Raw genomic sequence first — 22,560 nt, 5'->3', positions numbered from 1 at the left:
GTGGGCTGCTTGGAAATGTCTTCAAGCTTCAGTTTTTGCTTCTTCATGAGGGTTGGATTTTGAAAATTTATAATTGAATCATTGCTTCCTACAGGAATATACGGTACTGAATATCTGAGGAGCCAGCCCCCCTTAAACATTGATATCTGCTTCTAAGAGATAGGCTAAATCAATAGCTCCCCAGATGATTCAAATAAAACATGTTCGGGACTATTCTAAGGTAGATGAACAGATGCTTCCTATCAGGCTGAAGCGACTGCCTTCCTACCCTTTTCTCTAAAAACCATCGATGTAGTCAGGGACAACAAAGGCTTACCATTCAACGCTCGAACCACCTTGGATTTTCTTCGTTTTCGACATTGGCAAGGACTACAGTAGAGGGCTGCCTGAGAAGATCCTCAAGCTTGATTTGTTGCTTTTTCATAATGTTTGGGCCTTTAAAGAGAACTACGCTCCAAAAATAGCGGAATAAGCAACAATGTGCAACTATATATCGGAAATCGTCTAGACTTTAACATATCCATGATAAGGATGATGTTTACAACTGAGGGTTCCGGCTCCGCACCAACGGCAAAGAACAACACCGAAAGGAACCGCCCGTAGCCGGCGCCCCGTCAAAAGGAATGCGGATAACCCGCAAGCCGATGCGCTCCATTTCCTGATTGACCCGCTCGCAGGCCGGGTGGTCACGGCTGATGACCACCTCGGGGCCAATACTGAGGACATTGGTTGCCAGGGCCGCCTGCTCTTCTTTTCGGACCTCAATCCATTGGTAATCTTTTCGTATCACTTCAGGCACTTCGCGGAAACCATCTGGGTAGATCAGACAGTGGTTTGAGCCTACCGGATTGAAGGTGCAATCGAGGTGCAACACGTTTTCGCCTTCAGAAAGAGGCCGGCAGTGTACCGGGACGACTTCAAATTCCTGCCCGAAAGTGGCCTGCAGGAAAGCCAGCCCAGCTTCATTCGTACGTTGGGAAAGCCCCACCAACAAGCGGCCTTTGTCTACCATGAGGTCTCCGCCTTCCATCAGGGCAGCAGGGTCATCGGGAATAATCAGATTGGGCTCCTCCCCTCCCCGACTGAGAATGAAAGGGAATACGCCGGTAATTTCGTACCGCCGGCTGCGGCGCGCCATATTGCACATCAAAAAACGCTGCCCTATGGTCACACCGATATCTCGGGGTGTCAGCTGATCGTACACCATTTTGCCCACGTAGGCCGGTTCGTAAACCGTAACCCCTTCTGCCTCAAGGGCCGAGCGGAAGGCCTGGAATTCAGACTGCAGGGCGGCTTCATTGGGCAGCCCTTTTTTCTGGTCTTCATTCACAATTTCCTCATAGGCTGCATGCGCCCGGTAGCCTTCGTAACGGCCAATAATCACTTCTCTTAATGGTGCGGTCTCTGCGTATTGCTGGAAAGCGTTCTGCATCATGAGGTAAAAAAGCTATTCATTTAATAAGGTGCCAAAGCAGGGGCGGTCTCTGCCAGATCATAGAATGCCTGCTGTACGGCGGATAAATTGGCGGCAACCACACGGCGCTGCCCGGCCCGGGCTTTCCCGCCGAGCACCGGGCTTTCGCGGCGTTTTCGCCCAATGATTTGCTGTGCGGTACGAAGCAGGCCCGGGTACCCTTTGAGCAGTCTTCGGGTAGTGCCCTGCGCCTTAATGCCATGCCCGGTGACAATGGCTACGGCGGATTCCCCGAAGCGCAATTTCCGGCGGCTCCTCAGCTGTTCCACCGCGGCCATGGCGATATAGGAGGCCGGCTCTGGCAATACCCCATGCTTTAGCGCCAATCTGCGCTCCCGGTGCAGGAAGCGGACCATCACCTTGCGGATATTGTGTGTCCCTACTTCCACTGCAGTGCCCCCGGATTCAAGTACTGCTTTAGCCGCTTCCACAGAGTCATACCCTTCCTCGGCCACGATAATACTGCCAATTTTTGCATCCTGTTCCTGCAAACGGGAAAGATCGCACGCAACCGGTACGTCCTGTTCCTGCATCCGGACCGCTTTGCAAATGGGATTGGCATTAGCAATGCCTGCTACCACCATTCGGGGCAGTTTATCCGTTATCCCAAGGTGTTTGAGCTCATTGAAGCCTTCCCATATGCCCGCCAGATTGCTGCCGTTGGCGGAGGGCACAATGACGACATCGGGGATCGGTTCATGCATCTGTGATTCCAGCTGCCGGGCGATTTCCACCGCTGTGGTTTTGTCGCCCTGTACCCGGTAGGGATTGCGGACCGCCCAGTTGTCAAAGCCGGCTTCCTCGAAGACATTGGCTTCGTTCAGGCCTACAAACAGCCGGAAGCCCTCCTCAAAGGACGTGCTTGCTTTGCCCAAAACCACCACGTCTGAGCCGCATTTCTGAATGTAGGTGATCTTTTCTGCGTAGGTGTCCCCCGGCACGAAGGTGATGAGCTGCAACCCTTGCTGCCGGGCAAACAATGCCGCGCTGGCTGCCGCGTTCCCCGAAGAGTAAATTACCGCTTTTCTCCGCTTGCGCCGCCGGGTATTGAGCAGGCAGGACAAGGTCTCCCGGTCCTTAAAGCAGCCACTTGGGTTTTGCCCCTCGTCCTTGATAAACACCTGTACACCAGACTTTTTGCTAAAGGATTTCAGGAGGTGAAGGGGCGTTAGGCCGACTTTCAGGTTGATGCCACCGGCGTATTCCCGGTTGGGCAATAGCGGGTACTGCAACATCCCCCGCTCATCGTCGAAGCAATAATTTTGAAAGGCTGCTTTCACTTCGGCTATTTCCTGCCGGTTGAGCTGGAAGCGAAGCCCAAGGGCGCGGTAGGCATGCGCCGGCTCCTCTGCAATGCAGGAGCAGGTGTAGTTGGCTGTGTTGTTTTCTGCCCCACAGTACAGGCACCGTTTCCACTGGTCCAAAAGGTTGGCTTTGGTTAAGAATCTTTGGTTGCCTTTAATTTAGCAGAAAAATTGGAAAATCCAATTTTGAGGCGGTCAGGGTGTGCATAACACATTGCACTACTTGAATAGCCTGGCAGCATTCATGGATAAGCTGGAGCAGAGCGGGAAGCTCTACCCCAGCAGCTATTGCACTTTGATAGCCGGTGGGCACTTTCTGTTTTGTGCAATTTGTTATACGCCCGTGAGCAGGTATAGCAGGCTTGGAAACCCGTCAGGCAGGTAAGGGGCACAAAAAAAGCGCAACAAGTCAGTACGACTGTTACGCTTTTACTTAGTAGCGGGAGCAGGACTCGAACCTGCGACCTCCGGGTTATGAGCCCGACGAGCTACCTACTGCTCTACCCCGCGATTTTGTTTTTACGCGCCACATCTTTCGTAGCGGACTGCAAATATAAGGGGGATATTTTTTCCATGCAAGCCTGTAGGCAAAAAAATCGTGCGCCTTTTGTTAGATGCCTGATAACCAAGGCAGAGCGCCTGAAAAAAAGACTTTCGCCAGACATACATTTATATATGTGTCCCTAAACCAAGTTGAAACCTTACTTTTGTCAAAACACCCATAAAAATGAAGCGACGAATACTCTACCCCCTGCTACTGCTACTTTTACAAACTGCTGCCTTTGGGCAAGACCCTTGTGCCGACGGGCAAATTTCGGTCACGGTTGAAGTGCAAACCGACAGCTATGGTTACGAAACGGCATGGACGGTATCCGATCAAGCGGGTACCGTGTACGGATCGGCCAGCTTTTTTGATTACGCCAACCACAGTTTTTATCAGTCTACTTTTTGTGTGCCCGACTCCACCTGCCTTCGGTTTCGGATTCAGGACAGCTTCGGGGACGGCATTTTTGCCCCTGGCTTTTACCGCCTGATCGTTGGGCAGGATACCATTGCTGAAGGCGGGCAGAACTTCGCACAGGAAGCGGCCCACAGTTTCAACTGCGCGCCCGGCGAAGAATGTGAATCTGCCGTGCCGGTCTCCGAAGGGTTTTATACCGCTTACTATGACGACAGCTGGTATGCCTTCACCCCGGATTCAGTGGGTACCTACCTCATCTCCACTTGTGGGCTGAATGACTGTGACACCAAGATTTGGATTTATGATGGCTGTACCGGCACGATTGCGGAGGACAACCAAAGCACCATATTTTACAATAACGATGAGGGCGATTGTGCGCCTGCCGCTGTGGTGGAAGCCTTTTTTGACCCGGCATTTACCTATTACATTCGGATCGGGGACCACGAAAATGCCTGTGCAGACAGCATCAACTGGGAATTGACCTACCTTGGCCCGGTGGTAGGCTGTACGGATCCTAACTCCTGCAACTTCAACCCACTGGCTACCATAGACGATGGCTCCTGCCTGCCACAGGGCGATCCCAATTGCCCGGCTGCGCCTGACCTCGTTGTCGATCAGGGCATACTGGCCTCCAGTATTTATCTATCCACCATCAACTCTACCGACCCCTGCCTGATCGAAGAAGGCTGCCTGCATGGCTATGGGCAGCGTGATATTGTCCGCTTTACCACCTGGATCGCCAATGAAGGGGAGCTCGACTACTTCATTGGACAGCCCAGCACCGACAATACGCAATTCACTTACGACAACTGCCACGAACACTTCCACTACGATGGCTATGCCGAGTATGTGCTTTACCAGGAAGATGGTACGGAAATCCCTATTGGCTTCAAAAACGGGTTCTGCGTTATTGACCTCGGCTGTACCACCGGCTCCCCGCAGTATGGCTGCAACAATATGGGCATCACGGCCGGCTGTCATGACATTTACGATGCTGCCCTGGAGTGCCAGTGGATTGATGTGACCGACGTGCCGGACGGGCGCTACACTTTCGTCACCCGGGTAAACTGGGATAATGCCCCCGACAAGCTGGGCCGCATTGAGAAAGATACCCTCAACAACTGGGCACAGGTTTGTATCCTTTTGGACCGCTCTTCCGGCAGCCTGGAAATGAGCCTAGATGAAGAATGCGACCCCTACATCGATTGTGAAGGCAACCCCTACGGCAATGCGGTAATTGACTGTGAAGGCAACTGTGGCGGCACTGCCCTGCGCGGCGACCTCGATCAAAACGGCAATCAGGAAACGGCCGATGCCTACGCCTACGTTGGGCATGCGCTGGATGGTGACCTGACGCCTACGCCCTGCAACGACCTCAACGAGGATGGCCGCATCACCGTTTACGATGCCAGTCTGTTGGCCAATTGCTACAATTACGGTACGCTGCACCCGCATACCGGAGGAGGCGCGCATGACCACTGCAACTTCCCGGCGGGCGTGCTCAACACCACAGACACTACCCTGCTCACCATCCTGGATACCAATTTCGAGGAAGGCTACGTGGATATCGGGCTTTACAATTCCTCTGCCCGGATCAATGCTTACCAATTTACGATGGAGGGCGTGGTCGTGCAGCAAGTGGAAAATCTGGTGGACGATGCCATCTATCCCATTTCACCAAACGGTGCGGGGCAAACCGTCATCGGTATTTCCTACCAGGATTCAACCATTAACAAAAGTAATGCTTTTCAGCCGCTCTGCCGGGTGCATTTCAGTGAAGTCACGGAGGATTTCATTTGCATATCCACTATTGAGGAGATCATCAACCTCGATCAGGAGCAAACCGTCACTTACCTGCTGGACCCTTGCGTGGAATACGAGCCTCCTACCGGCACCCGGGATCTGATTCAACAATTGGATGCGAAGGTCGTTCCCAACCCCACCTCCGGGCCGGCTATGCTTCAGTTTAAGAATCCTGCCGGAGATGTTTACCAACTGGAGGTGCGGAATGCCAACGGGCAGTTGCTCTATGCTCAGTCCATCGCTGGCAACTCCGTTGAATTACCCACTGCACAATGGCCCGCCGGCTTGTACTTTTACCGCCTGAGCAGCCATCAGCGGCAAGGCAGCGGCCGGTTTAGCATTCAGTAAAGCCTGACACAGCTCTATTGGAAAAACGAAACCGCCTGGCGCGCAATGCACCAGGCGGTTTCATTTTTTAATAGTCCACCAGAGTGATCAGAGCTTCACCCACTTTTGGACGATACGATAGCTTTCACCATTCAGCACCACCTGATAAACACCGGCTGGCCAGCTTTCCGTATTCAGGTCCAGTAGTTGTGTGCCAGGGCTTAATGTCAGTTCCTGGCGGAGCACTTCCTGCCCGGTAAGAGCCGTTACGCTAAGGGCTGCCAGCCCGGCCTTCGCTACGGCTACTTCGAGCGTGACCGCCTCGCCTCCGGGGTTCGGAAAAACCTTGAGTTGATTCCCCAGGCTAGCAGGAGCTGATGTATTCACCAGCGCCTCCCCAATTACGATATTGTCCAGATGGATTTTATCGCCCCGGTTAAAAGGGTCGGCTTCCTGGCTTATCCCGGTACGGGTCTCAAAACAAACCTCTACCTGCTGACCAGCGTAGGGCAAGAGGCTTACCTGACGTGTCTCGAAGGGGCCCGGTACTATGGTCTCCGGCTTGAGCGTGAGAGAAGCCGAATCGCCATTTACCAGCACCCGAAGCGCAGAAGCAAAGGGGGTACTCCCCTGCACCCCATTCGCCAAAAACACCGGCGACCAGCTTTGCTGTAAGTCGAATTCCAGCAGCGGGTCCTCCACATTAGTCAGATCCGCACAGAAACAGACCCGTGCCCCATAATCAGGATTCACGTCCCAAACGTTACTGCCTATTGGCAGGGTGTACGCCCCCTGCTGATAGGCTTCAAAACTGTTTGTCCCGGTTATCAGCAGCCCGAACCCACCTGTGAAAGCAGCACTTTCCGAAAAGCGGACCTGAGCCAAAGGGCCCGCATCGACAAAGAAGGAGTCCTGAGAAGCTGCTCCTGCCTCAAAGGTGAGCACACCATAGTCAACCACCGGGACCGGATTGGAGGCCGGCGCTAATGCCAGCGTGTCGTTCTGATTGAGAAAGTCAGAAGGGTAAGCCACCCAGGCATCAATCGTATTAGCATTCTGTATGGGAATATCAACCGGTGTCTGGAAGGTGTAGAAAAAGCTTTCTCCCCGGTAGGTCGTCACCGGCACTGTGCCTTCTTCAGCAACGATGGCCCCATCATTTAGCTGATAATGCAAGGTGATGGGCGTGCCAGCCGCTATAGAATCGCAGCCATTAAACCGCACCGCCACTTCGACAGTCTCTGCCCCCATAAAGCAGGCGGAAACCGGATTACGGACCGATTCCACACTGAGGTCGGCGTTCTGAGCCAGGATATTCTCGATCACAACAGTGAGCGTATCATTCGCGGCAATATTGTCTGGCCCATAGGCGGCCCATACCTTAATTTCATGCGTTGCCGGCTCGGCAAGTGCGGTGGCGGGCACACTGAACGTAAAATTCAGGATGTCCTGATGCACCAAAGCTTCTTCCAGGACCAAAGTGTCTTCCGAAACAGCCCCACCATTGACCTGGAAGGCCAGTGGGATTGCAGTTCCTGCGCCCGCATCCGTAAAACAGCTGGTGTAGGCCAGTTCGACGGTTAAGAAGGTTTCTTCCGGCAAGCCACAGGAAAGGGAGTCCAAATTGGATATGGACAGCGGCTGCAGGTCCGAATCGGCAAAGGGCGTGCCCACTCCTACAGCATGCCAGGCATTGGTGACCTGAACCACGGGGCCTGAGCAAGGCCCAAACAGGTCCTCCGCCGACTGAATGGCCCCAAGACGGGCATCAAAATGATTGGAAGACTCTGTGAGGTAGTACCGGAGGTTGTGGAAAGCAATCAGGGCGGCTGTATCCATGCCCAGGCCAGCCACACTGAAGGTATCTAAACGGTCGTTGACACCGTTGCCGCCCTCAGTCAGGAGGTAAAACCAGTGGTTTTGCACGCCGCTGTTGGTGTGCACTCCGCCATTATCGCCCGAGCTGGTAAACCAGTGTTGTCCGAGGTAGGTATCCGGATGGCCGTCTTCTTTAGTGTCCTGCATATTTCGGAAGCCGTTGCCTTCCTGATCCGCATCCTCCGCAATGGTCCAGTCTGCCAGCTCCGGAGAGGCATAGAATTCGATGACGGTGCCAAAAATATCGCTGTAGGATTCGTTCAGTGCACCGCTTTCGTCCTGGTAAATCAGGTTGGCGTTGCTTTGGGTAATGCCGTGCATGAATTCATGGGCAACCACATCGGTAGTAGCCAGTGAAGTAAAGCTTGTGCCATTGCCATCGCCAAAAAGCGCCCAGTCGCCATTCCAAAAGGCATTGATCACATCCCGGTCGTAGTGCACGTAGCTGATCAGCGCCATGCTATCGCCATCCACCCCAATGTAATCGAAGTGCTCTGCGAAGTAGTCAAAGGTAGCGGCGGCGGCCCAGTGCGCATCAGTTGCTACTTCATCCTGATTGGCGTTAAAATTGTCCCAGAAATTGTCATCGTCCAGAAAATCTTCGGCTTGTTCGGCATCATCTCCGCGCAGCATGTTGTAGGTTTCAATGCCGTGCCCGCGTGTGGTTTCCACCAAACGGAACTGCCCATTGTCCATAGAGTCGGTCATAATGGTGCGCTGCCCGCTGTATTTGGTTTCGGCTGTGCCCGGTGTATTGTGGGTATGCAGCAGATTGATGCCATTGAGCACCGAACCGTCTGTGGCATTGATAAAAACCAGCTCCCGTTGCAGCGGTCGCTGAGCGTTTATGGTCATCCGGTAAGCCAGCGTCAATCCGCTCCGGGCGCTCGCACGTGCGCCTGCCCAGACCAGCTCAGGCTTTGGCAGGTAGGTAGCGTTGGGATCGCGGCGCACCTTTCTCAGCATTCGCTCCAGCCCTTGGTTTTCCCAGGCGTATACTTCAGCCGGGACGACCGACAGCGCCTGATCCAATGCTTCTTCCGGTGACAAAACCGGAACCCCCTGAACGGAAGGCCAATCTGTGGGCCATTGGCCATTGATCAACGTAGCCTGCCCCTGCCTTGTGTGCACGTACAACTGACTGCTCTGAACGGGAAAGCCCTGGTAGAACAACTGGTAAAGATGGTGGCTTCTCTCCCCTTCTTCACGGATTTTCATCTTTTGCCAAACCGCACCCTGTGGCCAGTTTTGCATGTTTTCAAAATGGCGCAGCGCTTCTTCAGCTCCAAGCGCAAAACCAGGCCTGACCCGCAGCCAGTTTTGGTGGCCTTCCACCGGTACAAACGGGTTATCTGCCAGAGCCGGTCCGGAAGGCAGTTGACGGAATCCCAATCCCAGAAACACAGCTGCACTCAACAGGAGGAATAGTTGCTTTTTCATACTATAGTTTACATTCGCGGAAATGATTTAAAAAACAACCTAAAGTTGCAACATTAAACTCTGACTTTTGTCAAATTTCTGGAAAAAACTCAGGGCTTCTTTTTCTACAGGGCTTTACACTTCTGCAAAAAAAGCCTATTTTACAGCGTTAAAGGAGTTCCCCTACTCCCCCAAACGAATATGCACGATGAATTCCAAGAAGTACCGCTTAACCTTCTTTGTCTCTGTCTCCTTTATTGGGGCCATGTTTATTTTCTATTTCCTATCCCTCCAGAATGCCCTCAAACAAAATAAGGACAGTGCCGCTCTTATCAATCTTGCCGGGCGGCAAAGGACGCATTCTCAGAAAATTGCACTTCAATCCCTCCGTTTCTTCTATGAAATCCCACAGGAGGACCAGAAATTAATCCGGCAGGATTTAAAAGAAAGCATTGCCCGCTTTAATGATGCCCATCTTTACCTGTTCGATGGCAGCCCCGGCAACCATTTTCACAATCCGCTGAATGATTCCCTGACCTTTGCCATTAACAATTCCATAGAGGATGCCCGGAAGCGCCTGATCAGCAATGCCTATGCTATCGGTTTTGAGGGAGAAAAGGAGGCCTCGCGATTGAAAATGCTCTTTGAGGACCAACAGACTTTTTTAAGTGGGATGGAGCAAATCGTCAACCGCTACGAATACAACAGCAGTGCTCAGAATGACCGGCTGATTGTGCTCAACCGCACACTGCTGGTTTTGAGCTTGTGCCTGGTGGGGTTTATCGCCTCTTTCATTATGTATCCGCTGTTGGGACAAATCGCTTCTTATACCAAAAAACTGCGCAGCCTGAATGATCATCTCCGGAACAGCAATGAAGACCTTGCTAAAGCACAAAGCGAACTCGTTTTCCAGGTTAATGCCATGGAGTCGATCAATTCTGCCTTGAATATGAATGCGCTCGTATCTGCAACGGACAATAAGGGTACAATAATTGAGGCCAACTCCAAATTCGCAGAGGTATCCGGCTATTCAGAAGCGGAACTACTCGGTAATGACCATCGGATGATCAACTCGGGCTATCACGATAAAGCATTTTGGAAGGATATGTGGGATACTATTTCCCAAGGAAAAATCTGGCGGGGCATAGTTAAGAACAAAGCCAAAAACGGATCATATTACTGGGTAGACTCCACCATCACCCCCATTAAGGGAAAAGATGGACAAATTGAAAAATACCTGTCTATCCGGCAGGATGTTACGCAGCGCATACAGTACGAAGAAGAACTCAAAGCCGCTAAGGAACGGGCCGAGGCGGCCAATATCGCCAAGTCTTCTTTCCTGGCCAACATGAGCCATGAAATCCGGACGCCCCTCAACAGCGTTATCGGCTTTACGGACCTACTGCTGAAGACCAAGCTCAATGACACGCAGCAGCAATACATGAGCCTCATCCATCAGTCTGGCAATATTCTGCTGGACCTGATCAATGACATCCTGGATTTCTCAAAAATCGAAGCAGGCAAACTGGAGCTTTCCTACGAACGAACCGACCTTTGGGAGCTGGTCAGCCAGGTGGGCGACATCGTCAAGTACAAGGTCAACGAGAAGGGCATCGAACTGCTGCTCAACCTCTCTCCCAACCTGCCCCGCTACGCCTGGGTAGACCCGGTACGCATCCGGCAAATCCTCGTCAACCTGGTTGGGAACGCCGTCAAATTCACAGAGGAAGGCGAAATAGAAATCGGCATTTCAGCCCTGCCTGGCAAAGATGAAAATGGCTATCAGGGACTCCGGTTTGTGGTCCGGGACACGGGTATTGGCATAGCCGAAGAAAGAAAAGATAAAATCCTTGAGGCTTTCACACAGGAAGACAACTCCACTACCCGCAAATACGGAGGCACCGGCCTCGGTCTCACCATTTCAAACAAGCTCCTGCACCTGATGGGGTCGCAGCTTGAAATCCAAAGCCGGCTGAACCTGGGGAGCACCTTTTCCTTCGTGGCTTACTTCCAAACGGAAGAAGGAGACCGCAATCAATGGGAAGGGCTTTCGGAGATCGAACACGTCCTTATTGTTGATGACAACCCCAACAATCTACACATTCTCAAGGAAATGCTCCACCTCCAACAAGTCTACACCTCCTCTGCATCGAATGGGATCACTGCGCTCGAAAAGCTGAAGCAGGATAGCAGCATTGACGTCCTAATCACCGATTACCATATGCCTTATATGGATGGCATTGAGGTCGTAAGGAGAATCCGGGAAGAACTGGAGCTTACGGCCGATGACCTTAAAATCATTTTGTTGCATAGCTCGTCAGATGACCGCTTAATCAACAAAGCCTGTAAAAAATACAAGGTATTTCAGCAAATCAATAAGCCGATTACCATCCAACGCCTATTTGATGCCTTGTCGCAAGTCAACCAGCAACAAGAGGACGTGCCAGCAATAGTTGCAAGCGCACCCGCTCCCTACGCTACGGTGGAAAGCCCATCCCTTCGCATCCTGATTGTCGATGATAACTACGTCAACGTTATTCTGGCTCGTGAACTCATTAACAATATCCTTGATCAGGCTGAGATCCATACAGCGGCCAATGGCAAATCTGCGGTTGATAAATTCCAGGAGGTTCAACCTGACCTGGTACTTATGGATGTCCAAATGCCTATACTCAACGGGTATCAGGCAACGCAGGCGATCCGGGAATCTGAGCGCAACGGCCGCACCCCGATTATCGCACTTACCGCCGGCACCATCAAAGGGGAACGGGAACGGTGCCTGCAGGCAGGCATGGACGACTACCTGAGCAAACCAATAACAGCCAGTCAGCTTCAGCAAATGTTAGAAAAGTGGCTCAAGATGCGACAGGGACCGAATCCTGAGGAACCCGGTGAAGCCGCCTCAACCGTAGCACCGAAGGCTTCAATGCCTGTTTTCAACCGAAGCACCCTCCTGGAACGTTTTGGCGGCAACGAAGCGATAGTGCAGGAAGTCATTGAAGAAATATGGAGCGTGGTACGTTCCGGCGAGCTCCGGAAAGATGCGGAAGCGCTTCAGTCCGCCCTTGAGAATGGCGCTCCTGAGCAAGAGATCAAAGCCCACGCACATAAAATTAAGGGCACCGGGCTGACTGCTTCCTTTGACCGGCTGGCAAAATACGCTATCGATCTGGAAAAACTTTCTCCCTACGAAGCCAGAACGGCACAAATACTTTCCGGCCGCATCACAAACGAAGTGGAAGTCCTGGAGGAAATGGCAAGCAAACCTGCTTAAAACCAGGGCATACCGTTGGCGGAAGTCAGCACGAAAGGCTTACCTTTGGTGACGATAAGCGTGTGCTCATGCTGAGCTACAAACCCTTCCCGCTCTGCCTTCATGGTCCATCCGTCCTCCGACTGATAAACGTACTTTCCGGCAGTTGAAAAAGAGAGGCACTACCCGAAGTTATCAGATAGTGCCTGTAGATTTATTTCATTCACCAGGAATGGTATATCAAGGCCAGCATAAAGTACTTTAAACCATACGCTTTAAATACCTCACCTGTTTTAGCCACACTCGGAGTATCCGCAGCTCTTGCAGATGAGGCAGCCTTCCTTGTAGATCAGCCCGTCAGCATCATTACAACTAGGGCAGGCGCTGTCGGCAGCTTTCGTCCCATCGGGTACGAATTGCTTGAGTGCACGCACCACGCCATTTTTCCAGGTATTGATGTAGTCTTCCTCAACATTAAGCCCCTCTACCAAATCCACCACATACGGGATCGGCATCCCATGGCGAAGCACTCCGGAAATCAGCTTGGCATAGTTCCAGTATTCCTTATCGAAGGAGCGGGACAAGCCTTCAATGGTAACCCGATACCCCTGCTTGTCTTCAAACTGCAGGTCATAACGGTTGTGGCCCTCATCATCTGTATTCTTCATCACCCAGCCTTTTGTCACATAGCCTGGAATAATAAAAATATCCTCTGACTTGCCGGTAAAGATCTCGTAAGGGCGGTTGGCATACAAGCCAATTACTGCGATCCAATCCTCCGCGTTATTCTTGAACCGGACCACAGCTGCTTCGAGGACCTCAGGACGCTTAGGCGGCATTGTCTCCTGAAACTCATTGGCAGCACCTGTTTTCTTTTCCTTGTCAGATACCAACACGCCGGAACGGGAACCATCACGGTAGATGGTGCAGCCTTTGCAGCCTTCTTTCCAGGCGGTTTCGTAAATCTTCTGCACCATTTCCACAGAAGTTTCTTCCGGGATATTGACCGTTACGCTAATCGAATGGTCCACCCATTTCTGAATCGCCCCCTGCATTTTCACCTTTTGCACCCAGTCCACATCATTGGCTGTAGCCAAATGGTAAGGCGACTGCTCAATGATCGGGGTCAATTCGTCAGTGGACATCCGGCGGACCTTGTCTACATCGTAGCCATTGGCTTCCAGCCAGACCAGGAACTTATGGTGGAAAACATTGTATTCTTCCCAGTGGTCGCCAACTTCATCGATAAAAGTCACGTTGGCTTCCTTATCATTGGGATTAACCTTGCGGCGGCGCTTGTACGTGATCAGGAAGGCCGGTTCAATGCCGCTGGCTGTTTGCGTCATCAGGCTTGTCGTGCCGGTCGGCGCAATGGTCAGCAACGCAATATTGCGGCGGCCATGCGCCAGCATTTCTTCATACAATGCCGGGTCTGCTTCGCGCAGGCGGTTGATAAAAGGATTCTCTGCTTCCCGTTCCGCATCGAAAATAGGGAATGCGCCCCGCTCTTTTGCCATGATTGCAGAGGAGCGGTATGCGTTGACGGCCAGCGTACGGTGCACATCTACGGAGAAGCTGATCGCTTCATCACTGCCATAGCGCAGTCCCAGCGAAGCCAGCATATCGCCTTCTGCGGTGATGCCTACACCCGTCCGACGGCCCTGTACACAGGTTTTGCGGATCTTTTTCCAGAGCTCGTATTCCGTTGCTTTGATGTCTTCTGCTTCCGGGTCCTTCTCAATTTTCTCCAGAATCCGGTCAATTTTCTCGATTTCCAGGTCAATGATATCATCCATGATTCGCTGAGCCATCTGTACGTGCTGCCCAAATTTTTCAAAGTTGAATTTGGCTTTTGGCGTGAACGGGTTTTCCACGTAACTGTACAGGTTGATGGCCAAAAGGCGGCAGCTATCGTAGGGGCAGAGCGGAATTTCCCCGCATGGGTTTGTTGAAATGGTACGGTAGCCCAAGTCCGCATAGCAGTCCGGCACCGACTCCCGGATGATCGTATCCCAGAACAGCACTCCGGGCTCAGCCGACTTCCAGGCATTCTGAATGATTTTCTTCCAAAGCTTCTGAGCATCAGCGTCTTTCTTGAAAGCCGGGTTTGGCGAATCCACCGGGTACTGCTGCTGATAGGGCTTACCTTCGATCGCCGCTTTCATAAAGTCATCATCAATCCGGACCGAAACATTAGCCCCGGTCACTTTGCCCTGCTCCAGCTTGGCATCAATAAAGCCTTCTGCATCCGGATGACGGCTGGAAACCGTCAACATCAACGCTCCCCTTCGACCGTCCTGCGCCACCTCGCGGGTAGAGTTGGAATAACGCTCCATGAACGGCACAATGCCGGTGGAAGAAAGGGCGCTGTTCATAACCGGTGAGCCTTTGGGGCGTAAGTGAGAAAGGTCCTGCCCTACACCGCCCCGGCGCTTCATCAGCTGAACCTGCTCTTCATCAGCCTTGGCAATGCCGCCGTAGGAGTCTGCACCACTACCAATAACGAAGCAATTGGACAGGGAAGAAATTTGAAAGGGGTTGCCAATGCCAGCCATTGGGCTACCCTGCGGAACGATGTATTTAAAATCTTTTAGTACCGCATACACTTCTTCTTCACTCAGTGGTTCGGGGTAGCGGGCCTCGATACGGGCAATTTCAGCGGCGATCCGGCGGTGCATATCATCCGGTGTGCGCTCGTAAATATTACCGTAAGAGTCCTTAAGGGCGTATTTATTCACCCAGACATTAGCGGCGAGGTCATCGCCATTGAAGTACGCTACCGAAGCCTTCAGGGCCTCTTCAAAGGTGTACTTCTCAGTGTAGGATTTCACTTTTGGGGTTGAAACTGCTGGCGTCTCCATTTTGTAGCTGTTTGGCTGGTTTTGGTAATACTATATCATCAATCCTCAGGCCTGATTCGCCTGGAATTGTATTAGCAATGATTATTTAAATTGGTGACCGTTCTGGCCGTTAAGGGCGGAAGCCCAAACCATATCCGGGAATAGCCCGGCATCAGGCAACTCACAGGACTTAGGTCTTCTCTCGCTTAGGGTGGTTGTTCTTGCTTGAAGTTGGGAAACTCTATATCTACGATAAATGTAAGGGCCTTATTTCAAAAATGCGTGCAAGGAGTGGTAGTAGTTTTCCACAAAATGTTGATAACTCATCACCTACCGCTACAAAATACGCTGTATCAAACGGATGAGCAGAGAAAGGAAGACGCTGATCAGGATCATCGTTGTAATGGGAAAATAGAACCGCCCATTTTCCCCTTCCACCCTGATATCCCCGGGCAAACGGCCTAACCAAGACAGTTTGTCACCAAAGAAGTAAACAATCACGCCTACCAAAACGATAAAAAGACCAAAGTAGATAATTAATTTCCCGGTTGAAGGCATAGGAACGAGTGAACAAGGTCAAATAAACAGGGCCCGGTTTTGCCGGGCCCTGTAGTAGTGGGCATTACTGGATTCGAACCAGTGACCTCTGCCCTGTCAAGGCAGCGCTCTAAACCAACTGAGCTAAATGCCCCCGTTTTGAAGTGGTGGGCAAAGATAAATAACCTCCCCGCTAATTTGCAAGATTTACCCTAAAAATTTACCCATGGGAAAATCGAAAAATCTTGCCTAGTTTAGTGGGCCAAACATCAATGAAAAATAATATGAAGATCAAATTGACCCTTTTTGCCCTTAGCCTTGGCTTTTTTGCTTTCTCCTGCAAGTCATCAGCCGAGCTGGCACAGAAGTACGAAACCGCACAACAGGAACTGGACAACTGCCGCGAAAAAGCAGACCATTATGCTACCAAGGCCGAAGATATGAGCCGGGAAGCCAACAGCTACCAGGAAAAAATGACCGAAATGCAGCGGGAGTACGGAAATATGCGTAACGAACTCGCAGAAGCACAAGACGCTCTCGAATCGGTCACCCGTGAGTTGCAGGCTACTTCAGATGACTACGGCACTTGGTTCCGCGTGCAGATTGGTGCGTACCAGGACCCAAAGATCGACTCTGATTTACAGACCAATGAGGAGGGTTTGGGCGTAAAGACAATGGATGGCCTTCAAAAAATCGTCCTTGGGCGCTTCCGGGATTATCAGAAAGCCAAGCAGCTGCAAACCCAAATCCAAAACCTGGGTATTAAGGATGCCTGGATCGCTTCCTATGAGGATGGTGTACGGGTACCTATCGAGCAGGTTATCGGCAACTAAACTTATTCATAAAATCTCCCGACAGCACAGGCTATCCGGAACGTTCTGGATAGCCTGTTCCTTTACCCGGCTACTCCAACCGGTAGAATCTCCCTGAGCTTAGCCACAACCTGATCCACTTCAGCCTTGGTATTCAGGTGAGAAAAGCTGAAACGCATGGTCTTACGGGGCGAATCTCCATGCAGGGCACTGACTACATGAGAGCCCGCATCGGCTCCTGAGCTGCACGCACTGCCCCCGGAAACGCTAATACCGGCAATATCCAGGTTCAGCAGTAGCAGATCCGCTTTGGGAGAGGGTGGAAAACTGACGCTCAGCAGCTTGTAATGACCATTTTGGGCATCTCCGTTAAACTCCACATCTTCAAAATTAGCTTCCAGCTGCTCGCGCAGGTAATCGCGCAGTTCGGTTATTTTCGCACGGCGCTCCGGCAATTCCGCATAGGCCAGTTCCAGGGCTTTTGCCATACCGAGAATGCCGTAAATGTTTTCGGTACCGCCCCGCATATTGCGTTCCTGTGCCCCCCCGTCAATGAAAGGCTTCACAGCATTATCGCCATTGATGTACACAAAGCCCACCCCTTTCGGCCCATGGAATTTGTGCGCCGCCCCGGTCAAAAAAGCCATTGGGGTCTTAGATACATTAATCGGATAGTAGCCGATCGCCTGTACGGTATCGGAATGAAAGAGGGCCCCATGCTCCTGACATAAGGCAGCTATGGCTTCCAGGTCAATCAGGGTACCGATTTCGTTATTGGCGTACATGAGGGAAACCAGCGTTTTCTGATCACTGCCGGACAGGAGTGCTTCGAGGTGCGTCTTATCTATTCGGCCCGCCTGATCGGTATTTACTTCGACGCGCTCGATGTTATGCTCCCGCTGCAGCGCATCAATGGAATGCAGCACGCAGTGGTGTTCTAATGGGCTGCTGATGATACGGGTGACGCCAAGGTCCCTAACCGCACACTTCAATGCCATATTATTCGACTCCGAGCCGCCGGAGGTGAAGAAGATTTCACCAATCGAAGCTCCCAGCTGCTCTGCGATCGTCCGCCGGGCCTGCTCAATCACCGACCGGGCCGTGCGCCCTTCATTGTGAATGGAGGAAGGGTTGCCGTAGTAGGTGCCCATCGCTTCCGTCATGGCCTGTATGACTTCCGGGAGGAGCGGGGTAGTCGCAGCATTGTCAAAATAAATACGGTCCATGTTATGCCATTTTTGCACTAAACCAGCGAGCGACCCGTTCGGTTTCATCGCCTGCAAAGTCTTTGTGCTGAAATTCGTTTGTCTGAGAATTGTATTCGTATTCCTGCGCCCACTCCTCATGATGATGGTGCACCGCCTCAATGGCATCAAGGATGGCATCCATCTCTGCATTGGTCATGACCGGATGGATAGACATCCGTATCCAACCAGGTTTGTGGGTAAGCACGCCCTGACTGATTTCATCGGTGATAGACTTGGAATACTGCTGATCCACATTGAGCAGGTAGTGCCCGTAGGTGCCGGCACAGGAGCAGCCGCCCCGCGTTTGTACACCAAATTTGTCATTGAGCAGCTTGACGCCCAGGTTATAGTGCAGTCCGTCAATATAAAAGGAGACCACACCAAGGCGGTCGCGCAGGTGAGGCGCGAGGATATGCAGGTTGGGCAGTTGATCCAGGCGTTTCCATACCCGCTCCAGCAGCTCATGCTCCCGGGCAAGGATGTTATCTACACCCATTTCTTCCTTTAGACGGATGCAATAGGCCACTTTAATCGTCTGCAGGAAAGCCGGTGTGCCCCCATCTTCCCGCGCTTCAATTTCGTCAATGTATTTATGGCCGCCCCAGGGGTTGGTCCAGTCTACCGTTCCACCGCCGGGGTTATCGGGCACCCGGTTGGTGTACAGTTTGGGATCGAACACCAAGATGCCCGTTGAGCCAGGCCCGCCCAGGAATTTGTGGGGCGAGAAGTAGATGGCATCGAGGTGCTGCAAGGGCTCCTCCGGCCGCATATTGATCTCGATATAGGGTGCAGAACAGGCAAAATCTACAAAACACAGCCCGCCCTGTTCGTGCATCAGCCCGGCAATCTCGTGGTAAGGCGTCTTCAGCCCGGTCACATTGGAACAGGACGTGATGGCCGCGATCTTCGTCTTCCGGTTTCGGTATTGCTGCAGCAACGTCTTCAGGTGCTCCAGGTCCACCAAACCCTCCGCTGTAGGCCTGATGACCGCCACGTCCGCCAGCGTTTCCAGCCAGGACGTCTGATTGGAATGGTGCTCCATGTGGGTACAAAAGATGATCGCCCGTTCTTCTTCCGGTACCTCTACCCGGTCGCGGAATTTCTCGTGCACCTTGAGCCCGAGGATACGCTGAAACTTATTGACCACTCCGGTCATGCCAGAGTTGGAGGAAATCAGCACATCCTTTGGCCGGGCTCCCACATGCGCCTTGATGATCTCTTTGGCTTTATGGTAAGCCATCGTCATGGAAGTCCCTGTGACGGAGGTTTCGGTATGCGTATTGGCTACGAATGGCCCAATTTCCTGCATCAGCCATTCTTCGATGGGCTTATACAGGCGGCCACTTGCCGTCCAGTCTGCATAGAGGATCCGTTTGGGGCCATCGGGGGTATCGAAGATAAAGTCCTGCCCGATGACATTTTTCCGGTACGGAGCAAAATACGTTTCTAAAGAAGTAGTGGTTAGGGCTTCCATAACTAAAGGTTTTATCCGATCAATTCGAGGGCAGCTGATTTCATGCGGTCCGCAAAAGCCTGTGCAGCTTCGGGGCTTTGCCCTTCGGCATAAACGCGGATGATAGGCTCGGTATTCGACTTGCGCAAGTGTACCCATCCATCTGCAAAATCAATTTTCAGGCCATCGATCGTATTGTAGTCTTCTGACTTAAATTTGTTTTCCAGGTCCTTCAGCAGGCCGTCCACATCAATCTGTGGTGTTAGCTCAATGCGGTCTTTGACCATATGGTATTCCGGGTAGCCAGCCTTGAGGGCACTTACCGTTTGGCCCGACTTTGCCAAAAGAGTCAGGAAGATCGCCACGCCGGCCATAGCATCGCGGCCGTAGTGCAGACCGGGCACGATGACCCCGCCGTTGCCTTCTCCACCGATAACGGCATTGCGGTTTTTCATTTCCGTGACCACATTCACTTCGCCCACTGCACTGGCAAAGTACTGTCCGCCGTGGCGCTCCGTGATGTCGCGCAGGGCCCGGGTGGAAGACAGGTTAGAAACGGTATTGCCCGGTTGCTGCTGCAGGATGTAATCCGCTACAGCTACCAGGGTGTACTCCTCGCCAAACATGCTGCCGTCTTCGCAAACAAAAGCAAGGCGGTCCACATCTGGGTCTACCGCGATTCCCAGATCCGCTTTTAGTTCCACCACCTCCCGGCTCAGGTCCTTGAGGTGCTTGGGCAGGGGCTCCGGGTTGTGCGCAAAACGGCCGTTGGGCTTTTTGTTGAGCAACTCCACTTCGCAGCCCAGGGCTTTGAGCAATGGCGGCATTGCTACCGAGCCGGAACTGTTGATGCAGTCGACCACCACCCGGTACTTTTTGCTTTTGACCAGCGCTGCGTCCACATAAGGCAAATCAAGGATTGCCTCTACGTGCCGCTTGATGTAGCGGTCATCGTGCAGGACTTTCCCAAGCTCTTCAACCCCAGCATATTCTATATCACCACTTTCGATGATTTCCAGCAAGGCTTCCCCATCTGCTTTTGAGATAAATTCGCCTTTGTCGTTGAGGAACTTGAGGGCGTTCCACTCCCGCGGGTTGTGGCTGGCTGTAATGACGATACCAGCGCCGGCTTCTTCCATCGTCACGGCCATTTCTACAGTGGGGGTGGTGGAAAGGCCGAGGTCGACCACATCGATGCCCATAGCGCGCAGGGTGGCGCTGGCCAGTTCGTTAACAATAGAGCCGGAAATTCGGCCATCCCGGCCAATGACCACTTTAGGCTTTGCTCCCTTATTGAGTAGCCAATGCCCGAAGGCGGCTGTGGATTCTACGATGTCCTGAGGGGTCAGGTTGTCGCCAGATTTGCCGCCAATGGTGCCCCGTATGCCTGAGATTGATTTGATAAGTGCCAAGAGATAGGTGTAGTTTGATTTGCGGGTAAAAATAGAAAAATTAGCGTGCAAATCGCAGTGGCCATAGCCAGTCGCTCCTGGTAAAACTTGCGAAGTTTCGGCATAAGCCTTATTTTACCAAACCTAATTCTTTATTCTGCTAACCAAAACCAAGATGCTATGGCACGTTCGAGAAGACAACAAAAGATTGCAGCAAAAGACAAACGCGAAGGAAAGCGCATTCTGAATATTTTCCTGATTTCCACTTTCGTCTTGCTGGCGCTGATGTACATTATTTTCCAGACAGCTTAGGTTTCCCTTCACAGCGGACCCATACTGCAGGTTGCAGGGGCGCATTCCAGCCCTTGTAAACTGTAGTATCGGTCTGCAAGGTATCCAGTTGGGGCGGGAGCCAGCTCTGAGGCGCTAAGATTACAGTACCAGCCTGCTGCGCTCTAACGGCCTGCTGCAGGGAAGCGGCATTGCTCAGGACTGCTGTATTGGAATTGGCAGCATAGGCGTAGGTCGCTACCCCGGGGAAAGCCCCTTCTCCCCTGCCGACAATAAACTGATCTGCAGGCTTAGGAAAAGGCCCTTCCGGCTCTATGATTTCCTGCGCCCAGTTGCGCTGTACTTCCAGCAACGGGCTGAACTGAATCCAAAAGAAAGTCGTCAGTAATATGCCGCTCATAATAGTACCAAGGCGGGCATAAGAAGCACGTGCGCCCACGAACCCCACCACCGCGACAAAACTCCACACCCAATACAGCCCGCCGGTAGCCAGTCCGGCTTGAAAGCCCAGTCCGCGGAACTGTACAAAGCTGCCAATCATGAACAAGATCAGAAAACAAGCCGCAGCGACAAGGTGCAATACTGCACCCGCTTTGACCAGTCCCCGGTGCGGATAACCTTTATGGAAATAGTTGCGCATCTGCCGGGCCGCAACCATCGCCAGCAAAGGCTGCAGCGCCAGGCTGTGCCCGAGCAAGGCGAAAATCAATGCCCCTATGTAAAGCACCGCTTGTTCATCCCGTTTGCCCAATCGTTGGCTATGCTCCACGATGCCGCCCAGCACAAGCCCCAGAAAAGGAAGTATGCCTACGGCATTCACCCAAAGGAATCTTCCTGTACGGAAACCTATATAAAAGGTGTCCCCACCGGTATCCAGCCATTGCAGAGCATAAAGCCCGCCCGCCGTCAGCAGGCCCATTGCCCAGGGATTGAGGCGCAGAAGCCGACGCCCATCTGCGTGCATAAAGTAGAGAAAGGCTGCTGTGCCCAACAGAAAAATCAGCGATTGCAAAGGCTGTACCCATATAGCCAGCGCAGCAAGGGCATAGAAACTCAACTGCCAGCTCAGCTGAGGCTGCTTCAGATAACGGATCATAGCCGCGTACGCCAGCCACTGCAACATCATCGCCCAGATATCACCGGAAGCGACTTTAGCCAGATTTGCCATCAGCAAAGAAGAGGCAGCCAGCGCCAGCGTATTCAGTACAATCTCTGTACCGACCAGGCGGCGGGCAAAGATGTAGTATGCCGTCAGTCCAAGAACTACTGCTATCGCTCCGGAGAACCGCAGGAAGAACGGATCGAGGGTACTGCCCATTAGCAGTTCGGCCAGCTGTTCATGGAAGGTAGGCCCCGCCACATCGTGTTGAATTTGCCAGGCCAGCATGGCTTCCACTCCGTCCCAGATGGTGGTCATCCCATTGCCAACCAGCAGGTTGACGACCAGCAAAAGCAGTGCAATAGCGTACAAATAAGAAGTCTTGGCTGTCATGTGGGTTTGGATTTGACGGTGCAAAGAAAACCATCATTTGCCAAACGCGGGAATGGATAACTGGTTTAAAATTCCCTA

Annotated in this window: 13 protein-coding genes and 2 tRNA genes; 4 read left to right on the top strand and 11 right to left on the bottom strand. The window is 52.3% G+C overall.

Features of this window, described 5'->3' with window-relative positions:
* Nucleotides 1-538 precede the first annotated feature (538 nt).
* From MRY86_RS06660 to MRY86_RS06650, 3 genes are all read right to left on the bottom strand, one after another.
* Entirely contained in the window at nt 539-1,435 is an 897-nt protein-coding gene (locus MRY86_RS06660; RefSeq protein WP_293563282.1) for an arginine deiminase family protein, read from the bottom strand.
* A gap of 20 nt (nt 1,436-1,455) precedes the next feature.
* Nucleotides 1,456-2,898, bottom strand: a complete 1,443-nt coding sequence (locus tag MRY86_RS06655) for a pyridoxal-phosphate dependent enzyme (RefSeq protein WP_293571115.1) — start codon at nt 2,896-2,898, stop codon at nt 1,456-1,458.
* Between the two features lie 317 nt (nt 2,899-3,215).
* A tRNA-Met gene (locus tag MRY86_RS06650) sits at nt 3,216-3,288 on the bottom strand.
* A gap of 217 nt (nt 3,289-3,505) precedes the next feature.
* On the opposite strand from MRY86_RS06650, the gene MRY86_RS06645 reads away from it, so the two are divergent.
* Complete coding sequence (locus MRY86_RS06645; RefSeq protein WP_293567383.1) at nt 3,506-5,890, top strand: lysyl oxidase family protein; 2,385 nt, start codon at nt 3,506-3,508, stop codon at nt 5,888-5,890.
* Nucleotides 5,891-5,977: 87 nt separating this feature from the next.
* Here the strand turns inward: MRY86_RS06645 and MRY86_RS06640 are convergent, their stop codons facing one another.
* Entirely contained in the window at nt 5,978-9,187 is a 3,210-nt protein-coding gene (locus MRY86_RS06640) for a M4 family metallopeptidase (protein ID WP_293571113.1), read from the bottom strand.
* A 187-nt stretch (nt 9,188-9,374) separates the two neighbouring features.
* On the opposite strand from MRY86_RS06640, the gene MRY86_RS06635 reads away from it, so the two are divergent.
* On the top strand, nt 9,375-12,440 hold the full coding sequence (locus MRY86_RS06635; RefSeq protein ID WP_293571111.1) for a response regulator: 3,066 nt from the start codon (nt 9,375-9,377) through the stop codon (nt 12,438-12,440).
* A gap of 272 nt (nt 12,441-12,712) precedes the next feature.
* Here MRY86_RS06635 and MRY86_RS06630 read toward each other — a convergent pair whose 3' ends face one another.
* The 3 genes from MRY86_RS06630 to MRY86_RS06620 all read right to left on the bottom strand — a co-directional run bounded on the left by MRY86_RS06630 (nt 12,713) and on the right by MRY86_RS06620 (nt 15,950).
* Nucleotides 12,713-15,280 (bottom strand): adenosylcobalamin-dependent ribonucleoside-diphosphate reductase, encoded by a 2,568-nt coding sequence (locus MRY86_RS06630; protein WP_293571109.1) that lies wholly within the window; start codon nt 15,278-15,280, stop codon nt 12,713-12,715.
* 315 nt (nt 15,281-15,595) lie between these two features.
* The gene (locus MRY86_RS06625; RefSeq protein WP_293568547.1) at nt 15,596-15,817 is read right to left on the bottom strand and encodes a DUF2905 domain-containing protein; all 222 of its coding nucleotides are present in this window, start codon (nt 15,815-15,817) and stop codon (nt 15,596-15,598) included.
* A gap of 58 nt (nt 15,818-15,875) precedes the next feature.
* Nucleotides 15,876-15,950: transfer RNA gene (locus MRY86_RS06620), tRNA-Val, on the bottom strand.
* A gap of 130 nt (nt 15,951-16,080) precedes the next feature.
* Here MRY86_RS06620 and MRY86_RS06615 point away from each other — a divergent pair.
* Entirely contained in the window at nt 16,081-16,629 is a 549-nt protein-coding gene (locus MRY86_RS06615) for a hypothetical protein (RefSeq protein WP_293568549.1), read from the top strand.
* A 62-nt stretch (nt 16,630-16,691) separates the two neighbouring features.
* On the opposite strand, the gene MRY86_RS06610 is transcribed toward MRY86_RS06615, so the two are convergent.
* From MRY86_RS06610 to glmM, 3 genes are read right to left on the bottom strand one after another with little or no spacing between them, the layout of a single operon-like run.
* Entirely contained in the window at nt 16,692-17,834 is a 1,143-nt protein-coding gene (locus MRY86_RS06610) for a cysteine desulfurase family protein (RefSeq protein ID WP_293568551.1), read from the bottom strand.
* A gap of 1 nt (nt 17,835) precedes the next feature.
* The gene (locus tag MRY86_RS06605) at nt 17,836-19,329 is read right to left on the bottom strand and encodes an aminotransferase class V-fold PLP-dependent enzyme (protein ID WP_293568553.1); all 1,494 of its coding nucleotides are present in this window, start codon (nt 19,327-19,329) and stop codon (nt 17,836-17,838) included.
* Nucleotides 19,330-19,340: 11 nt separating this feature from the next.
* A complete protein-coding gene (gene glmM, locus MRY86_RS06600) occupies nt 19,341-20,720 on the bottom strand; it encodes a phosphoglucosamine mutase (protein WP_293568555.1) in 1,380 nt (459 codons plus the stop codon).
* A gap of 159 nt (nt 20,721-20,879) precedes the next feature.
* Here glmM and MRY86_RS06595 point away from each other — a divergent pair, with 159 nt between their 5' ends.
* Nucleotides 20,880-21,011, top strand: a complete 132-nt coding sequence (locus tag MRY86_RS06595) for a hypothetical protein (RefSeq protein WP_293568557.1) — start codon at nt 20,880-20,882, stop codon at nt 21,009-21,011.
* Here MRY86_RS06595 and MRY86_RS06590 read toward each other — a convergent pair.
* A complete protein-coding gene (locus MRY86_RS06590) occupies nt 20,992-22,482 on the bottom strand; it encodes a glycosyltransferase family 39 protein (RefSeq protein WP_293568559.1) in 1,491 nt (496 codons plus the stop codon). The two genes, MRY86_RS06595 and MRY86_RS06590, sit on opposite strands and share 20 nt — an antisense overlap.
* Between the last annotated feature and the right edge of the window lie 78 nt (nt 22,483-22,560).

Source organism: Phaeodactylibacter sp. (assembly GCF_022763345.1).
In the GTDB taxonomy this organism is placed as follows: domain Bacteria; phylum Bacteroidota; class Bacteroidia; order Chitinophagales; family Saprospiraceae; genus Phaeodactylibacter.
The sequence above is the reverse complement of the archived record's forward strand: the minus strand, read 5'-3'. Positions and strand labels throughout refer to the sequence as shown.

Coding starts and splice junctions, on each gene's coding strand:
- MRY86_RS06635 (WP_293571111.1), top strand. CDS start 9,375: ATGAATTCCAAGAAGTACCGCTTAACCTTCTTTGTCTCTGTCTCCTTT.
- MRY86_RS06590 (WP_293568559.1), bottom strand. CDS start 22,482: ATGACAGCCAAGACTTCTTATTTGTACGCTATTGCACTGCTTTTGCTG.
- MRY86_RS06640 (WP_293571113.1), bottom strand. CDS start 9,187: ATGAAAAAGCAACTATTCCTCCTGTTGAGTGCAGCTGTGTTTCTGGGA.
- MRY86_RS06610 (WP_293568551.1), bottom strand. CDS start 17,834: ATGGACCGTATTTATTTTGACAATGCTGCGACTACCCCGCTCCTCCCG.
- MRY86_RS06630 (WP_293571109.1), bottom strand. CDS start 15,280: ATGGAGACGCCAGCAGTTTCAACCCCAAAAGTGAAATCCTACACTGAG.
- MRY86_RS06615 (WP_293568549.1), top strand. CDS start 16,081: ATGAAGATCAAATTGACCCTTTTTGCCCTTAGCCTTGGCTTTTTTGCT.
- MRY86_RS06660 (WP_293563282.1), bottom strand. CDS start 1,435: ATGATGCAGAACGCTTTCCAGCAATACGCAGAGACCGCACCATTAAGA.
- MRY86_RS06625 (WP_293568547.1), bottom strand. CDS start 15,817: ATGCCTTCAACCGGGAAATTAATTATCTACTTTGGTCTTTTTATCGTT.
- MRY86_RS06645 (WP_293567383.1), top strand. CDS start 3,506: ATGAAGCGACGAATACTCTACCCCCTGCTACTGCTACTTTTACAAACT.
- MRY86_RS06605 (WP_293568553.1), bottom strand. CDS start 19,329: ATGGAAGCCCTAACCACTACTTCTTTAGAAACGTATTTTGCTCCGTAC.
- MRY86_RS06595 (WP_293568557.1), top strand. CDS start 20,880: ATGGCACGTTCGAGAAGACAACAAAAGATTGCAGCAAAAGACAAACGC.